This is a genomic window from Virgibacillus sp. MG-45, from assembly GCF_036409425.1.
GTDB lineage: Bacteria > Bacillota > Bacilli > Bacillales > Amphibacillaceae > LDC-1.
Genome location: NZ_JAXOFU010000014.1, coordinates 24,822 through 42,440, shown reverse-complemented (window position 1 = coordinate 42,440; position 17,619 = coordinate 24,822). Strand labels below are relative to the sequence as shown.

The window sequence follows — 17,619 nt, the reverse complement described above, 5'->3', positions numbered from 1 at the left end:
GTTGCTTGATGAACATGTTGCAAAACTGATCGATAAGAAGAAACGTTTTGTTTTACCTATGCTCGTTTTTTTGTTTGCTTTTTATTTTATGCTTCCATTGTCGCTTGCTTTCTTTCCAGATGTTATGAATAGTTCGAGTGTTGTTTTTCAAATAACATGGGGCTGGCTTTATGCCTTTCTACAAATCCCGATGACGTGGATTGTTGGCTGGCTTTATTGTAGAAATGCAAAGCAACTCGATCAGTGGATAGAAGAGCGAAAACAGGAGGTAGTATCGTGAATCTTACCTATTTCCTGTTTTTTATATGTATTATCCTTTGTACGTTAATCATTACATATTGGGCAGCAAAACGAAGCAAGACGGCAAATCGCTTTTATACGGCAGCAGGCAGTTTAACGGGATTGCAAAATGGAATGGCGATTGCGGGAGATTTTATTAGTGCAGCTTCTTTTCTAGGCATTGTCGGTGCGATTGCACTTCATGGGTATGACGGCTTTCTATATTCAATTGGCTTTCTAGTATCTTATTTAATTGTCCTTTATTTTATTGCAGAGCCAGTACACCATCTTGGGAAATATTCGCTTGGTGATGTCATCTGTGCACGTTTTCCCGGCACGCATATGCGTTTAATGATGGCGGTTGGTGCTTTTTTAATATCTATTCTTTATATGATTCCACAGCTTGTCGCATCAGGCTTACTCATTCGTCTTCTATTAAATATCGATTACTCTATCTCTGTCGTTATAATCGGCAGTTTGATGACCGTTTACGTAGTGTTCGGTGGAATGCTAGCGACTTCATGGGTGCAAATTGTGAAAACGGTTGTACTTATGTCGGGAACCTTTCTATTAGTATTAATTGTCTTTTCGCGATTTGATTGGAATGTTAACGCATTGCTAGCGGCTGTCCAAGATGGAACCCCATTAGGTGAAGGGTTCTTTCTTTCCGGGAATTTATTTCAGCAGCCATTGGAAATGCTTTCGTTGCAATTGGCTTTGATTTTGGGTACGGCTGGTTTACCGCATATTTTAATTCGGCTGTTCACGGTAAAAAACACACATGAGGTGCGTCGTTCTATAACTAGCGCAACCTGGATAATTGGCTTTTTTTATGTTATGACACTCGTTCTTGGACTTGGAGCGATTGCTATTGTTGGCTTTGAACAATTGGTTGCTGCCGATTCAACAGGAAATTTAGCAGCACCTTTACTTGCACAGGCAGTTGGCGGGGATTTTTTGCTCGCGTTTATTTCGGCGATCGCGTTCACGACGATCGTTGCGGTAGTAGCAGGCTTAGTCATCTCAGCGACAACGGCATTTTCTCATGATGTATATCACCATCTCATTAAAAAAGGGAAATCAACGGAAAAGGAACAGCTTACTGCTGCGAGGTGGACTGCACTAGGGATTGGTTTTATATCAACGCTCTTTGCATTACGACTTGAAAATATGAATGTGACGTTTTTAGTTTCCTTAACCTTTATTGTGGCGGCTTCAAGTAATTTTCCTGTGCTGTTGTTAACGATTTATTGGAAGCGCTTTAATAAAGTTGGGGCAATGACGGGGATGATTAGTGGGCTTATTGCTTCTTTTGTTTTTGTTGTGCTTGGACCACATATTATGAACTTGGATGGTGGATGGATTTCAAGGGAGCCGATATTCCAGCTTTCTAATCCAGGTATTGTTGTGATTCCGATCGGATTTCTAGGTGCGATTATTGGTAGTTATTTATCGCCAGAAAGTAAGCAGCTTCATGTAGAGGAAAAGGAGTTTTTCATAAAAGCACATACAGGTATTGCTACAAGGAGAGAAGGCGCTTGAAGGAATTAACGATGATCTTATTTGAGCGACTAGGATTGTTGCTTGTTATTGCCTTTGTTTTAACACGTACCCCTGGATTTCGTTCGTTACTATATCGCGAATATAGCTTGAAAATGTCTATCGTACATGCCTTTGTGTTCGGCTTGTTTGGGGTTGCTAGCACGATAACTGGCATTATGATGGATGGAGAAACGATCATACGAAGTTTTATTTGGACAGTGGAAGCGGATCAGCTAGTTGTCAGTTCAAGCCTTGTTGCAATTGTAATGGCAGGGCTTCTCGGCGGTCCGTTTGTCGGGTTTGGAGCTGGTAGTATAGCAGGTGCACACTTGCTGTTCCTTGGGGGGATTGGTGCGGTTGCCAATGGAATAGTGAATCCCTTAACTGGATTATTAGCAGGATTAACTGCACGTTTTTTTTCAAATGAACGGGTTATTTCACCAATGAAGGCGCTTTTTATTGGCATCTTTCCTCCTGTATTACATATGCAATTATTATTAATAATCAATCCAGAAGCAAATGGAACGGTTGCGATTGTTAATCAAATTGGGTTGCCTTTAGTATTATCCAACTCTATTGCCATCGCTATTTTTACTGCCATGATTGGCATTGTTTTACGAGAGCAAGAAAATGAAGCAGCACTTGCCGCTAAACAGGCGCTTTCCATTGCAGAGGAGGCACTTCCCTTTTTGAAAAAGGATTACCCGCAGCAGATGGCCGCTGGTATTGCCGACCTATTGCATGAAAGGCTCCGACTTGCTGCGGTTTCTGTTACGAGTGGGACGGAGGTGCTTGCACATGTAGGCATTGCTGATGATCATCATCGGGCTGGAGATCAAATCATTACGGCGATATCGCGGGAAGCGATGCGTACAAAGGAAATGAAAATTGCCTATTCCCGTTCGGAAATTCAATGTGGAAGACAAGATTGTCCGCTTGATGCGGCAATTATCATTCCAGTAGTAGAGGCGGATGAAGCTACCTGGCTAATCAAATTTTATTTTCGCAAGGCACAGCATATTCGTCCTGTTGAAATCATGCTTGCGAAGGGGTTAGGTCAATTGATGTCAAAACAGCTGAATACAATTGCCGCTGAGAAGCTGAAATCACATATTCGTGATGCGGAGCTGCGTAATTTGCAAGCGCAGATTAATCCACACTTTCTGTTTAATACGCTCCAATTAATTAGTTCCTTATTCCGCGAAGATTCGGAAAGAGCAAGATATATTACGGTACAGCTTGCCAACTATATGCGGTTTAACCTGAAGCTTGTATCTAATCCATTAGTAAAATTAGAAAAAGAATGTGCACATGTTGCAGCGTATATTGATATTATTCAAGCTCGGTTTGCAAGTCAAATGGCTATTCACTTTTCACGACCAGATCATTTGCCAGAGGTTTATATTCCCCCCTCAACGATTCAGCCGCTTGTTGAAAATGCGGTACAGCATGGCTTACGAAACGTGACACATAATGGACGGATTGATGTTCGAATCAAAGAAGAAACGGATACATGGTGTATCTCGGTAACAGATAATGGCATTGGTTTTTCACGAGAGCGTTTGCTTGTAATGCAAGAAAAGCAGACAGAGGATGCAGATAGAACAGGCTTGAACAACGTGAATCAACGGCTTATCCAATTGGTAGGAGAAACTGCACAGCTTCAATTTGAGAATTTAGATGAAGGAGGCTGTAAAGTACTATTTCGAATTCCGAAAACAATGCAGCAAAGAAAGGAGGAGATCTCATGAGTATTCGTGTGTTAATCGCGGAAGATGAGCATATGGCACGAAAGGAGCTGGCTTTTTTACTCGCGCAAGAAAGCGATGTGCATGTTTGTTCGGAAGCGGAAACAGGCGAGCAGCTTGTTGAGCAGTATTTTATGCATGAACCAGATGTTATATTTCTTGATGTGCAAATGCCAGGCATGTCTGGTGTAGACGCGGCTAAACAAATTTGTCAAGCTTGCGAGCAGCAGCCCCCGTTATTTATTTTCACGACCGCATATGATGATTATGCGATGGATGCCTTTGAAATAGAAGCGATTGATTATTTATTAAAGCCCTATGATGACCAGCGATTTCGAACAGCGATGACCCGCGTGCGAAAACGGTGCTTGCAAATAGAGGAGGAAGGAAAGCGAGCGAAAAAAAAGCGGCAATCACCTGTTTCTGCCTCGCCGAAGCTATTACTAGATGATGGGGAACGAATGGTTGTTATTGCCCCAGAATCGATTTATTATGCGGTGCCCGATAATCGCATGCTGGAGATTCATACCGCAGATAAAGTTATTCGTAGTCGCATGACACTACAGGAGCTAGAGGAGAAGCTGGCAGGCTATGCATTTTTTCGAACACATCGCAGTTATTTAGTTAACCTTGATCAAATCGAAGAAATTACTCCTTGGTTTAACGGCACGAGCAATATTACCTTAAAGGACAAACAACAAACAACGATTCCTGTAAGTCGAGCAGCAAGAAAAGCATTATTTACGATTTTTCAAGCGAACCATTCATGAAATGATTCAAACCATTTAATCCATCATTTCTACCATTCATACAAAATATCCCACTCACTTAGCGGTGCTCTCTATACTAATAGTAAGCGCTTTCGAAATAAAAGAAAAGGGTACGGCAATCCTTCACTTCTATTTTGGAGGAGCATTTTTCAAGGGGAATGAAAGGGAGATGATAGCATTGAGTGGTCAGTTGGATAAGCAAGAACGGACAATGCCAAAGGTAGATTATGTAAAGGTAGCGAAAAGTCCACAATTTAAAAAGCTAATGCAAGATCGAAAAAGGTTTATTTTGCCGCTAACCATTTTCTTTTTTGTGTTTTATTTTATGCTGCCGATCTTAACCTCTTATACGACCTTTTTGAATACACCGGTATTTGGTGATATTTCTTGGGTATGGATCTTTGCGTTTTCGCAATTTGTGATGACATGGGTTTTATGTACCATTTATGTGAAAAAAGCTTCTTCCTTTGACGAGCAAGCAGATCAAATTATTGCAGATCAAATTGAAAAAGGAGGAAAAGCCTCATGAAGATGGATATGACCGTCGTAATTCTATTTTTGCTTATTGTGATATTAACACTAGTCATTACGTATTTTGCTGCAAAGCGAACACAAACGACTGGGGATTTTTATACTGCTGGTGGTGGTCTAACAGGCTGGCAAAATGGACTCGCGATTGCTGGAGACTATTTGTCGGCGGCATCCTTCTTAGGAATTGCTGGAGCCATTGCGCTCAATGGATTTGACGGATTCTTTTATAGTATTGGCTTTCTCATTGCTTACTTAGTCGTGTTATTTCTCGTTGCAGAGCCATTACGGAATCTCGGAAAATACACGCTTGCCGATATGATAAACGCGCGCTTTGATGCGAAGAAGGTTCGTGGTGCCGCCGCGTTAAGTACCATTACTATCGTTTTATTTTATATGATTGCCCAGCTTGTTGGAGCAGGAGCACTTATCCAATTATTATTTGGGATTGATTATTGGATTGCAGTGTTAATTGTTGGTGTGATGATGACGATCTACGTCTTGTTTGGTGGCATGATTGCTACAAGCTGGGTGCAGATCACAAAGGCCGTCTTGTTAATGGCGGGAATGGTCATTATTTCATTTCTTGTTCTATTAAAGTATAACTTTAATATTTCGACGATGTTTACCGAGGTAAAAACAGTGACAAGTCATGGAGCTGACTTTTTAAAGCCAGGCTTAAAGTATACCGAGCCACTTGGAACGATTTCGCTTATGATTGCACTCGTGCTCGGAACAGCAGGACTACCACATATTTTGATGCGCTTTTTTACGGTAAAGGATGCGCGAACAGCAAGAAGCTCGGTCATTACAGCAACATGGACAATCGGCATATTTTATATATTAACGCTCTTTTTAGGCTTTGGAGCTGCTGCGTTCGTTGGGCATAGTGATATTTTAGCGGCGAATCCAGGTGGGAACATGGCTGCTCCATTGTTAGCAAAAGCAATTGGTGGGGATATTTTATTTGCCTTTATTTCAGCCGTTGCATTTGCAACTATTCTCGCTGTTGTAGCGGGGCTAGTGCTGTCGGGGGCTTCTGCCTTTGCCCATGATTTATATGGTCAAATCATGAAAAAAGGCAAGGCGACAGATAGGCAGCAAATGCTCGCTGCGCGCTATGCTGCGTTAGCTGTCTCCATTTTCTCGATTATACTCGCCTTATTTGCTCAAACGTTGAATGTTGCATTTCTTGTTTCACTTGCCTTTTGTATTGCAGCAAGTGCGAACTTACCCATTATTTTATACACGGTTTATTGGAAAAAGTTCAATACAGCTGGCGCTATTACGGCCATGCTTTCTGGATTACTTTCCGCGTTAATACTCGTTTCGATTAGTCCGAGCGTATTTTCACCGGTAGAAGGTGCTGCATTGTTTGTTGGAGAGCCTTTGTTTCCATTAGCTAATCCAGCCCTTGTATCCGTTCCATTAGGCTTTCTTGGCGGATATATCGGAACAATTCTATCCAAGGAACAAGATCCTGTACGATATGCAGAAGTAAAGGTAAAAGCGAATACAGGCTATCGGGAATCGTAAGGAACGAGTCAAGGGTGTATGTAAGTACGTAACGGTTGGTCATAGTGCCGATAGCTTTTCCATAGAATAAATTAACTACAGTATTGGGGGAGGAAATAAGTATGAGTAAAACAGCTGCATCCATACAAGGACAGCCAAATATGCCAAACTATGAGGAAGCCTATGCAAGCTTTTCCTGGAAAGACGTAGAAAAGGAATTTTCCTGGTATGAGACAGGAAAGGTGAACATGGCGTATGAAGCGATTGATCGACATGCAGAATCATGGCGAAAAAACAAGGTGGCTTTATATTACAGTGATTTAAAACGGGATGAAAAATATACATTTCAGGATTTAAAGTACTTGTCGAATAAGTTTGGAAATGTTCTACGAAAAATAGATGTAAAAAAGGGAGACCGCGTATTTTTATTTTTACCGCGTCAGCCTGAAACCTATGTTAGTTTGATAGGAATTTTAAAGGTCGGTGCGATCGCTGGTCCTTTATTTGAAGCTTTTATGGAGCAAGCGGTACGTGATCGGTTAGAAAATAGTGACGCTTCTACGCTAGTTACGACAGGCGCGTTATTGCCACGCGTTCCGTACGAAGAGCTCCCACACTTAAAGGATATAATTTTAGTCGGTGATGGAGATATTCCAGAAGATACGCCAAATACACGGTTTCACCATTATGAAACAGAAATGAAGCAAGCAAGTAGAGAACTTGATTTAGAATGGGTGGATCGTGAGGATGGCATGATTTTGCACTACACCTCTGGCTCAACAGGTAAGCCAAAAGGAGTACTACATGTTCATAATGCGATGATTCAGCATTATCAAACGGCAAAATGGATAATCGATTTAAAGGAGGATGACATTTATTGGTGTACGGCTGACCCTGGCTGGGTAACAGGTACTTCCTATGGCGTATTCGGACCATGGTTAAATGGGGCCTCGAATGTGATTCGGGGCGGTCGGTTTACCCCTGAGGATTGGTATGCCACGATTGAAAAATATCGAGTAACAATTTGGTATAGTGCGCCGACCGCTTTTCGTCGACTAATGGCTGTTGGCGACGACCTCATTAAAAACTATGATTTAAGCTCCTTAAGGCATATTTTGAGTGTTGGTGAGCCATTGAATGCGGAGGTTGTGCATTGGGGAAGAAAGGTGTATGGGTTGAGCATCCATGATCATTGGTGGATGACAGAAACAGGAGGCGTTTTGATTTCCAATTATCCTGCGATGGAAATTAAGCCTGGCTCCATGGGCAGACCGTTTCCGGGAATCGAAGCAGCTATATTAGATGGTGAGGGAAATGAAGTCTCGAGGGGGCAAATGGGGCGTCTATGTATAAGAGCAGGATGGCCATCAATGATGCGACATATTTGGAAAAATGAAGCGAAGATGAAGGAGTATTTTGAATTAGAAGGCTGGTATATCTCGGGAGATCTCGCTACAATGGATGAGGACGGCTATATATGGTTCCAAGGACGGGATGATGATGTCATTATGACATCAGGTGAACGGGTAGGTCCATTTGAAGTCGAAAGTAAGCTTGTCGAGCATCCAGCAGTAGCAGAAGCGGCAGTTATCGGAAAGCCAGATCCAGTTCGCGGGGAAATTGTAAAAGCCTTTGTTGCCCTTCGAGATGGTTATGAAAAAAGCGATACACTAGAACAAGAGCTGCGCCAATTTGTAAAGGAAGGACTTGCGGCACATGCAGCTCCAAGAGAAATCGAAATTCGTGATTTTCTACCAAAAACGAGAAGTGGTAAAATAATGCGCCGTGTATTAAAAGCGTGGGAGCTTGATTTACCAGCTGGCGATTTATCAACTATGGAAAAATAAGTGTTCATAATGGACGGTTCACGATCATCGTGAGCCGTTTTTTCGTTTTTAAATCGTCGGAAGAGGGAAGGGTACTATAAAAAAGAGATTCAAGGGAGAAGATACCGATGAATAAAACGTATGACGTCATAATTGTTGGAGCAGGTCCTGCAGGGTTAAATATTGCCAAGGCATGTAATGAAAATGGCCTTACTGTAGCTGTCATTGAATCACGTGGCTTTGGAGGAACTTGTCCATTACGAGGCTGTAATCCGAAAAAAGTACTTGCTCATGCTGCCAATTTGATTGCACAAATGGACCGGTTGGATGGAAAAGGAATTCGAGGAACATATCAATTGGATTGGCAGGATCTGATGGCATTTAAACGAACATTCACGGAACCTGTTTCCAAAAATACAGAAGCAAAGTTAAATAAAAGAGGAATAGCAACCTATTGTGGAAAGGCTTCTTTTATCAGCAAGAACGAAATACAAGTACATCATGAAATACTAAAAGGAAAACACATCGTTATCGCAACTGGTGCAAAGCCAGCACCATTACCAATTGATGGAGCGGAGCATCTGCTTTATAGTGACGATTTTTTAGAGCTGGAACAATTACCAAAAAAGCTCATCTTTGTTGGCGGAGGCTATATTGCTTTTGAATTTGCACATATTGCTGCTCGAGCTGGAAGTGAGGTGCATATTATCCAGCGTGGAAACCATGTGCTAAAGCAATTTGATAAGGGTTTAACGACAATGCTTGTGGAAGCATCTGAGAAGCTTGGCATCCAAGTTCATGTAAATACCGAGGTTATACAAATTGAAAAACAAGCTGAAGGGTTTATAGTTAAAGGAAAACAGGAGGACGAGGAGGTTGCGTGGCAAGCAGAATGTGTGATTCATGGTGCTGGGCGGGTTCCAGCAATTGATACGTTCGCATTGGAAAAAGCAAATGTTGCCTTTGATAAAAAGGGAATCGTTGTAAATGAAGCATTGCAAAGTACATCGAATCCGTCTGTTTTTGCAGCCGGAGATGTGACAAATACAGAAGGACTTCCTTTAACACCAGTTGCGCAGCTTGAGGCAAGGATCGTTAGTGATGCGATATTAAATAAGCGTAGCCCAGCAAGAAGTTATTACGGGAGTCCAGCAGTCGTGTTTACAACGCCTAAACTAGCGATGGCGGGAATAAGTGTCGAAGCAGCAGAAAAAGAGGATCGGTATTCACTTCATACCTTTGATTTATCAGAATGGTTTACGTATCGCTATCAAAATGAAGAAACTGCTTTTGCTAAAGTGATTCAGGATAAAGAAACAGGTGTGATTGTTGGGGCACATTTATTAAGTAATCAAGCAGATGAATTAATTAACTATTTTGCAATGGCGATTCAATTAAAGCTACCAATTAAGGATTTGCAGCAGGTTATGTATGTATATCCAACAGCGACAGCTGATCTTTCTTCCATGCTCAAATTATCTTAGGATAATGACGGTTATTTAACTCTATAATCCTAAAAAAAGTGCGACACCGCGTCAAGCTGAATTTTCGCGGTGTCTTCTGTCGCGGAGACGACCTCATGGACTGAAAAAGAAATGTTCCAAGCACTATTATGAGGATATCTGCTTTATTTTGTTACTAGGAACGAAAACCTGACAGGCATTATCACTACAGCGATTACAGCGAGAACATTTTTTTATATTGATGCGTTGTAAAGCATAATCTACGGCATCTGTGGAACGTTGAAAAAAATGCTCCTCACCGATAAGCGAGTATATCCCGCTCGTTTTTAATATTGGTAGTACATTTTCATTTACTTCTGAAATGAGAATTGTTCCACCTATTTGTTTGAAATCTTTTACTAAGGCGCTTAGATTCGTTGCACCTGTAGCATCCAACAATGAAACATATTTCATTTTTAAAATAAGTACTTGTGGACGCTTGTTGATTGACCGAGTAATTATCGATTCAAATTTATCCGCAGCCCCAAAGAATAACGGCCCAGCCACAGTATAAAAGGATAGCTGTGAGCAGTTACCACTATCTTCAACCGCCTCTTCCCCGATATTATTTTCCTTTGTGAGCGAAGGAATAACTTCTTTTACAGCGAGTACCTCACTCATTCGTTTAATAAATAATATGGCTGCCATCAACAATCCAAATTGCACAGCAACAGTTAGATTAATGAATACGGTAAGCAAAAAGGTCGTAACTAAAACGAGCGAATCACTGTTCTTTAATTTTATAATGTGTAAGAAGGATTTCATTTCACTCATGTTATAGGAAACTACCATTAGAATAGGAGCCATACTTGCCAAAGGTATACTTGCAGCATAAGGTGCTAAAAGCAATATGGTAAGAAAAACAAATCCTCCTTGTACAAGTCCAGATACGGGACTTACGGCGCCAGCTTTTATATTTGTAGCGGTTCTTGCAATCGCTCCTGTAGCAGGTATACCACCAAAAAATGGCGTTACTACATTCGCTATCCCCTGACCGACTAGTTCACGATTAGAATGATGACGTTTACCAGTCATCCCATCAGAAACGACAGCAGAAAGTAAGGATTCAATCCCACCAAGCATTGCAATGACAAATGCTGGCTGCCATAGCTGTATGATTTTATCAAACGTGATGGCTGGAAGCTGAAAACTAGGTAATGCTTGCGGAATTCCTCCAAAAGCACTGCCGATTGTAGCGACTTTCTCAGGAAAAAATATGGTTGCTATAATTGTCGGTACGAGTAAGGCAAAAAGCAATACTGGTATGCGAGGGAAAATTTTTGGAATAATGATTAATACAAGCAATCCAATACTTGCGGTCAGCATGCTATACATATTTATCGTTGGCAGCTGATTTCCTAGCTCTAGCATATTTTCATGGAAATATTGCTTTTTTTCTAGCCCTTCAAGACCTAGAAAGTCCCCAATTTGTCCACTAAAGATAATGACTGCAATACCTGATGTGAAACCGATAGTTACTGGTCTTGGAATAAATTTAATAAGTCCGCCAAGTTTGAATAAGCCCATCATAATTAGCATGATTCCTGCAAGAAGACCGGCAATTAACAAATCTTCGTAGCCGTATTCTAATACTATTGCTAGTAAAATCGGAATAAATGCGCCAGTAGGTCCAGCTATTTGATAACGTGAACCACCAAAAAGCGCAACCATAATTCCAGCAATAACAGTTGTATAAAGACCGTATTCTGGTTTTACTCCAGATGCAATAGCAAAAGCCATCCCTAGAGGTATGGCCACAATTCCTACGGTTATTCCAGAAATAAAATCACGCTTCAAGCTTTCCGTAGTTAATCCTTTAAAACGCTCATCCTTGAACAATCTAACTGGTCACTCCTCTTCTTATAATGAAAATAGAAATGAGGAAAGCAACAACCCTCATTTGCGCAAAAAAAATAGATAAATTATACCATGCCTATTCAAGTATAGCATATAAACCTAAATGGAGAGGGATTCCTATTCTTTCCACATGCATAATTTCTTTCTGCTTTCTGAAACTAATAGGGAAAGGAGGGGATAGGATGGCTTCTCGTCCAAAAGGTCCGAAACAACAAGAGAGAGTAAATCTTCCAAAAAGCCCACAGCAGCCGTATGGTGAGCCATTAAGCGGTTCAAAAAAAGTTAAAAATGCGAACCATTCGAGACAAAAGCAGAAATCAGATCATGATTTATAAGCCTTTGGCAAGATAGGGTTTCTTTTATCTATCTATTGGTTTTTCTTGTTTTTTCTCATCCAGAAATAGTATGATCGTATCGTAGTGGATGAGGAGGGACAACGATGTGGAAGGATTTTAAGGAATTTGCATTTAAGGGGAATGTGCTTGATTTGGCAGTAGCTGTGGTTATTGGGACAGCCTTTGGAAAGATCGTATCATCACTTGTTGACAATATTATTATGCCAGTCGTGAGTATTTTGCTACAGGGAATAAAATTTTCCAATTTATCCAAACAGGTGAAGGGAATCGAAATACAATACGGAGAATTTATCCAATCGATTGTTGATTTCTTTATTATTGCATTCTCGATATTTTTGTTTGTTCGATTATTAATGAAATTTAAGCGGAAAAAAGAAGAAGAGAAGGTCGTGGAAGAAGTTAAAGTTGATCCAAAGGAAGCCTTGCTAACGGAAATTCGTGATCTTTTAAAAGAACAACAAAATGGTGTCCAAGTAAACATAAACAAAAACCGTGAAGATCGATAATTCTTCACGGTTTCTTCATGCTTCGTTTCTTTGTTATGCGGATGTATTTCTTTTTTTATGGGCTAAATAGATCCGCTTAGATATTAATGTTTGTCCAATAATAAACAGTCCACCAATGGTCCAATAAAGCGGTAATGCTGCAGGCGCATTTAATGAAATAAAGCCGATCATTACTGGTGACACCCAGCCGATCATTGCCATTTGCTTTCGTTGTTGCTCCGCAAGACCAATTTGTGAAACTTTAAATTGAATAAAATATACAATGACAGCAATTGCTGTCAATACAATATCTGTTTGACCGAGATCAAACCACAAAAACGTATGTGTAGCAATTTCAGGTGTTCGCCGTATTGCATAGTAAAAGCCAAGCAAGATAGGGAATTGAATTAGCATTGGTAAACAACCAGCGAACGATGCGAGCGGATTAAATTGATGTTTTTGATATAAAGCCATCATTTCTTGCTGCATTTTCATTTGCGATTCGCGATCTTTCTTGTCTTTATATTTCTTTTGTATCGCATTGATATCTGGCTTTAATTCCTGCATTTTATCTTGTATTTCTAGACTGTTTTTTGTTTGCTTTAGCATAAAAGGCATCACGGCAAGGCGAATCGCAAGTGTTATGACGATAATGGAAAGTCCATAGCTCCCGTGAAAAATAGATGCCAATGCCTTGATTAATAACGAAAAATTATAAACGAAATAATGATTAAACCATCCTGTCGTGTTTGCATCGATGGGATCATTAACTGCTCCAGCACATCCTGATAATAATAGGATGCTGATGAGAATTCCTATGAATAAATAACCTCGTTTGAATGTGAATACAGATTTTTTTGCCACTGTAATTGTGATCCTCCTTGTTTTTTCTTTAGTTGGTTGAAAAAACAAAAGGAATTACCATCTGTATCATCATCAGGTCCATCCATTCGCATGGCTTTTTGGAAAATCCAGTGCTGCACTTCGGAAATCTCTCCTAATGGCTTTCTTTCTCTTGCAGGCTGACAATCAACCAGACTTGCTTTTTTAGTATAGAACTTGTTGTGCTCTGTAACGAAGCGATGCATATCTAAATGGATGAAATGCATTGAGCTAATCGCTGAAAGCATAATACTCAAATAAAAGTAAAATGGAGAGGTTTCATTAATCAGTTCTGTTAGTAACTCCATAAACATCTGTATTCACCTCCTTAAAACATATTTTCCATCTATACGATATTCAATAAAAAAAGTTTCATACTAACAAATCATAACGCAATTTAGTGTAAATAGTAAGGGGGTTTAATTGGGAAAATCGATTAGAATTGGCATCATCCACACAGGTGCCAAAATGTTTCTGGATACTTTTTTAATAAATATTCGATTATCAGTCTCTAGACGGAGCATATTTCAACCCTTGGATTGTCGTTTGTTCGCTTTAGAATGTATATGCTAAAACTAGACTAAAGGAAGAAGGGATGAAAAGCGTGGAAACAATTATTGAAGTAAAGCATTTAAAAAAGGCTTATAAAAAAAGAAAATCGAAGGAATATGTACACGCAGTAAATGATGTTTCCTTTCAAGTAAAAAAAGGAGAAATTGTTGGATTGTTAGGACCAAATGGAGCAGGAAAAACGACGACGATAAAAATGATTTGTGGACTATTAATTCCTGACTCAGGCGAAATTTATGTAAATGGTGTCGATAATCAGAAAAAACGATTGGAAGCATTAAAGCATATTAGTGCGGTCTTAGAAGGGAATCGCAATTTATATTGGCGCTTAACCGTCCGAGAGAATTTAAATTACTTTGCAGGAAATAGAGGTGTTTCTAAAAAAGAAGCAGCAGAAAGGATTGAAGATTTATTAGAAAAATTTAATCTAAAGGAAAAAGAAAATGAACTTGTTAATCGACTGTCACGTGGAATGCAACAAAAGCTCGCAATCATGGTTGCAATGCTTGCTGATTCTGAGATTATCTTACTTGACGAACCGACCCTTGGATTAGATGTTGAGACTGGCTATGAGGTAAGAGAATTGCTGCGGGATTTTGTTTCTAATTATAATCGCACGATCATTATTAGTTCACATGATATGGATGTTATCCAAGACTTATGTGATCGTACGGTAATTATCAATGAAGGAAAAGTAGTTACGAATGATAAAATAGAAAACCTGCTGCAATTGTTTCAAGTACGTGCATACACAATAACACTTGGAGGACTCCTTTCTGATGAACAACAAAGACAATTACTTCAGAAGTTCCCACAGTTTGAATATACACCAGATACCGTAGAATCTACATTAAAAGTAAACCTCCTTAGAAGTGAAGAAATTTATGATTTATTTGATGTCCTTAAAAAAGAAAATACACCTGTAGAGGCGATTGATCGGGCTACCGTTAATTTTGAGAACGTATTTATGAAAATCGTAAAGGGGGAGTTTAATCATGCAATGGGTCCATCTTCTTAATGCAAATGTACAAAAGGAATATTTAGAAATGAAACGGTATTTACCAAATACGATAGCACTTATCGTTACCTTTTATGCGATTTTTTTAGGAATGTTTGCTGGCATTCAAATTATCGGTGACCCAGCTTCACAGGATGTGAATACACAGTATGCGATCGTAAACTATATTTTTTGGTTTTTAAGCATTATGATCATGCAAAATATTGGCTGGGAAATTACAAACGAAGCGATGCGTGGTACGCTTGAACAGCTTTGTATGTCACCAATGGGGCTATGGAGAATTCTTTCCGCTCGTCTGTTTTCATCTACATTTTTGTATTTGATTATTATTGTTGTATTGTTAGTTGGGACGATGCTAACAACTGGGCAATGGCTCAATATTGATGTTGTAACGATTCTTCCTATTATGCTTCTCACACTTGTAAGTATGATTGGAGTCGGATTTATGATTGCTGGTATTTCAATAATTTGGAAGCAGGTGCAAGCTTTTTTACAAATTTTACAGTTTATTTTAGCAGGATTAACCTTTATTCCGTTATCGGTTGCACCACTTATGGTTTTTCTTCCATTTGTTAAAGGGGTAGATCTCGTGCGCAATGTAATGATTAAAGGATGGTCATTTCAAGAAATTAGTGGTGTTGACTTTTTGATTCTTGGTTTCAATGCGATCTTTTATTTTATCCTTGGGCTCGGTGTTTTTCTCTTTTGTGAACGGATCGCAATGCGCAAAGGATTGCTTGCCCATTATTAAAGGTACAGGTGAATAATTCACAAAATTTATTGACATTTCATAATTATATACTAAAATGGAAATTAATAGGTTTGGAGGTGGTTTATGTATCTATCAATTAAGATAATGACCCACATTTTAAATCTCAGCAAGAGTGAAAATCGAGCAATGAAGAAATTAACCAAAGGAGAGGATTATAATGAATCTAAAAAAAATTATCACACTCACCTTAGTATTTTCTTTATGTTTCACTGTATTAGTAAATGCTAGTAGCTGGGGGAACCTGGCAACTATAAGTCTAAAATGGAATGATAGTTGGAAAACCTCAGACGCTAGATCTTATAAAATGAAAAATAATGATAGCAATTTTGACGTTTTAGCAACTTCAAAAACTATGACTTCAAATCCTAGTGTTAGATTGGCTAATTCAAATGGAGAAAAAAGAAGCAGTTCAGTAAGTGTTAAAGGAATAGATACAGTATATACAGGTAGTAATAATACCGGGACTAATGGGTATTATTACTACGGACAAGCAAAGCCTGCATGGAACCAAGTTGGAACCGATAGTATGAAATTTCAAGTCAACGCTAGATAGCAAGTAACACACTTAAATATAGTTCAAACTGTGAATGTGAAATGGTGTTTTTGTTTGAGATTATATCGAAATTACAATTAACACCATTATCACATTCACAGCATCAAGCTTTAATAATGCCTAGAAAGGAAAAGATTCCGAATGGTTAAACAAGAATATTTGCGCTATATTAAGTCAAAAGTAAATCTACTGCTTTTATTTTTAATTACGATTCCCGTTCTCATGAGTTACTTTACAACTTATTTGGATAAGCAAGAGTGGATAAATTTATTACACTCTCCTGCACCGGATCTTAATATAGAAAAAGTGAATGAGATTGTCAATGGATACAATGGTATGTCGTATATTGACACGTTTATTTTTTCAAATGATTTTTATCTTATTTTTGTTATCATTTTATTATTTGGATTTGGTATACATATTGGACCTGTTACATTTAAACATCTAGAATCTGGTTATGGCTCGTTAATTGTTACAAAGTTAGGTTATCAAAAATATATGATGAATGTGATATTTGCTCAAAGTATGTATATTGTAACATTTGTTATATCCTATTTCTTTTTGTTATTTGTCATAACGTATATCTTTGGTGGAGGTGATTTCTCAATTAAGACAAATCTACATTTGATAGATGTTCAGGGAGGGAGGTATTTCCTTGCTCTAATCTCACATATTGTTTTATTAATCATCTATCTGATTTTTGTGAGTATTGTTACTTCGTTAAGCACCCCATACTTGAAAAACCAATATATATTGCAAATAATACCACTATGCATATATTTTTTACCATTATTAATTGCTTCAACCATTGGGAATATAACCGAATTTTTGGGTAAAAGCACAGGGTTTTTGGTATCAGATGATTATTTGTTAAGTTTATATTTTTATTACAATTCTTCTATACCCATATTAGAAAAAGTCTTATCCATCGTAGCATTACCATCTATTTTATTGTTAATGATTTTGTTTTTAACGCATGTAAATATAAAATTATACAAGAGGGATTATATTAAATGATTGTAAAAAAAAACAAGCTAATTTGGACGTTAATGTATACCATATTATTACTATATATGATTCAGCAATACGCTACTATTCATCAGTATGGAGTGTTTAATAGTCAAATGATTTATGATTTAGTAGAAAACCCACAAAAGTTACTATTTAATACAACCATTGTATTTATACTATATCTTTATATTTCAAGAGTTAACTTTGTACAGCCTGAACTATTAATTCGTTACAATAAAAGATTTTCCATGATATTAATCAAACATGGAGTATACTCAAGCGTTGTTTATACCTTGTTAACATTTATAATCATGATACTAGGTTCTGCTATTGTTGGAATATCCATACAGATTGGAAGCTATTTACTTTTACATATATTAAAATTATTTATATTCTGCTCATATA

General features: G+C 38.6%; 17 protein-coding genes. 14 read left to right on the top strand and 3 right to left on the bottom strand.

What is annotated here, in order from left to right:
* The first annotated feature begins 1 nt into the window (after position 1).
* The 8 genes from SPK86_RS13770 to SPK86_RS13735 all read left to right on the top strand — a co-directional run bounded on the left by SPK86_RS13770 (position 2) and on the right by SPK86_RS13735 (position 9,692).
* Complete coding sequence (locus SPK86_RS13770; RefSeq protein ID WP_284139612.1) at positions 2 to 280, top strand: DUF485 domain-containing protein; 279 nt, start codon at positions 2 to 4, stop codon at positions 278 to 280.
* Positions 277 to 1,821 (top strand): solute symporter family protein, encoded by a 1,545-nt coding sequence (locus SPK86_RS13765; protein ID WP_284139611.1) that lies wholly within the window; start codon positions 277 to 279, stop codon positions 1,819 to 1,821. Before SPK86_RS13770 ends, SPK86_RS13765 begins: the two co-directional genes overlap by 4 nt.
* Complete coding sequence (locus tag SPK86_RS13760) at positions 1,818 to 3,572, top strand: LytS/YhcK type 5TM receptor domain-containing protein (protein ID WP_330949620.1); 1,755 nt, start codon at positions 1,818 to 1,820, stop codon at positions 3,570 to 3,572. The genes SPK86_RS13765 and SPK86_RS13760 overlap by 4 nt, the downstream gene beginning before the upstream one ends.
* The gene (locus tag SPK86_RS13755; protein WP_330949619.1) at positions 3,569 to 4,339 is read left to right on the top strand and encodes a LytR/AlgR family response regulator transcription factor; all 771 of its coding nucleotides are present in this window, start codon (positions 3,569 to 3,571) and stop codon (positions 4,337 to 4,339) included. The genes SPK86_RS13760 and SPK86_RS13755 overlap by 4 nt, the downstream gene beginning before the upstream one ends.
* A gap of 169 nt (positions 4,340 to 4,508) precedes the next feature.
* Positions 4,509 to 4,868 (top strand): DUF485 domain-containing protein, encoded by a 360-nt coding sequence (locus SPK86_RS13750; protein ID WP_443089787.1) that lies wholly within the window; start codon positions 4,509 to 4,511, stop codon positions 4,866 to 4,868.
* Between the two features lie 2 nt (positions 4,869 to 4,870).
* Positions 4,871 to 6,403: a solute symporter family protein gene (locus SPK86_RS13745; protein ID WP_330949636.1), complete on the top strand. Its 1,533-nt coding sequence runs from the start codon at positions 4,871 to 4,873 to the stop codon at positions 6,401 to 6,403.
* Between the two features lie 101 nt (positions 6,404 to 6,504).
* Positions 6,505 to 8,229: an acetate--CoA ligase gene (gene acsA / locus SPK86_RS13740; RefSeq protein WP_330949618.1), complete on the top strand. Its 1,725-nt coding sequence runs from the start codon at positions 6,505 to 6,507 to the stop codon at positions 8,227 to 8,229.
* Positions 8,230 to 8,336: 107 nt separating this feature from the next.
* Positions 8,337 to 9,692 carry a dihydrolipoyl dehydrogenase family protein gene (locus SPK86_RS13735; protein ID WP_330949617.1) on the top strand — a complete coding sequence of 452 codons (1,356 nt, stop codon included), beginning with the start codon at positions 8,337 to 8,339 and terminating at the stop codon, positions 9,690 to 9,692.
* A gap of 126 nt (positions 9,693 to 9,818) precedes the next feature.
* Here the strand turns inward: SPK86_RS13735 and SPK86_RS13730 are convergent, their stop codons facing one another.
* Complete coding sequence (locus tag SPK86_RS13730; RefSeq protein ID WP_330949616.1) at positions 9,819 to 11,549, bottom strand: SulP family inorganic anion transporter; 1,731 nt, start codon at positions 11,547 to 11,549, stop codon at positions 9,819 to 9,821.
* 200 nt (positions 11,550 to 11,749) lie between these two features.
* Here SPK86_RS13730 and SPK86_RS13725 point away from each other — a divergent pair, with 200 nt between their 5' ends.
* On the top strand, positions 11,750 to 11,902 hold the full coding sequence (locus SPK86_RS13725; protein ID WP_284139605.1) for a small acid-soluble spore protein P: 153 nt from the start codon (positions 11,750 to 11,752) through the stop codon (positions 11,900 to 11,902).
* Between the two features lie 104 nt (positions 11,903 to 12,006).
* The gene (mscL, locus tag SPK86_RS13720) at positions 12,007 to 12,429 is read left to right on the top strand and encodes a large conductance mechanosensitive channel protein MscL (protein ID WP_284139604.1); all 423 of its coding nucleotides are present in this window, start codon (positions 12,007 to 12,009) and stop codon (positions 12,427 to 12,429) included.
* A gap of 33 nt (positions 12,430 to 12,462) precedes the next feature.
* Here mscL and yidC read toward each other — a convergent pair whose 3' ends face one another.
* Together yidC and SPK86_RS13710 are read right to left on the bottom strand one after the other, a co-directional pair.
* On the bottom strand, positions 12,463 to 13,272 hold the full coding sequence (yidC, locus tag SPK86_RS13715; RefSeq protein WP_284139603.1) for a membrane protein insertase YidC: 810 nt from the start codon (positions 13,270 to 13,272) through the stop codon (positions 12,463 to 12,465).
* Positions 13,224 to 13,604 carry a hypothetical protein gene (locus SPK86_RS13710; protein ID WP_284139602.1) on the bottom strand — a complete coding sequence of 127 codons (381 nt, stop codon included), beginning with the start codon at positions 13,602 to 13,604 and terminating at the stop codon, positions 13,224 to 13,226. The genes yidC and SPK86_RS13710 overlap by 49 nt, the downstream gene beginning before the upstream one ends.
* A gap of 290 nt (positions 13,605 to 13,894) precedes the next feature.
* Between SPK86_RS13710 and SPK86_RS13705 the strand changes: the two genes are divergently transcribed.
* The 4 genes from SPK86_RS13705 (at position 13,895) to SPK86_RS13690 (ending at position 17,220) form a co-directional block, all read left to right on the top strand.
* On the top strand, positions 13,895 to 14,878 hold the full coding sequence (locus tag SPK86_RS13705; RefSeq protein WP_284139651.1) for an ABC transporter ATP-binding protein: 984 nt from the start codon (positions 13,895 to 13,897) through the stop codon (positions 14,876 to 14,878).
* A complete protein-coding gene (locus SPK86_RS13700; RefSeq protein ID WP_284139601.1) occupies positions 14,856 to 15,629 on the top strand; it encodes an ABC transporter permease in 774 nt (257 codons plus the stop codon). Before SPK86_RS13705 ends, SPK86_RS13700 begins: the two co-directional genes overlap by 23 nt.
* Positions 15,630 to 15,807: 178 nt before the next feature.
* Entirely contained in the window at positions 15,808 to 16,203 is a 396-nt protein-coding gene (locus tag SPK86_RS13695) for a hypothetical protein (protein WP_284139600.1), read from the top strand.
* Between the two features lie 141 nt (positions 16,204 to 16,344).
* Entirely contained in the window at positions 16,345 to 17,220 is an 876-nt protein-coding gene (locus tag SPK86_RS13690; protein WP_284139599.1) for a hypothetical protein, read from the top strand.
* Positions 17,221 to 17,619: the final 399 nt, after the last annotated feature.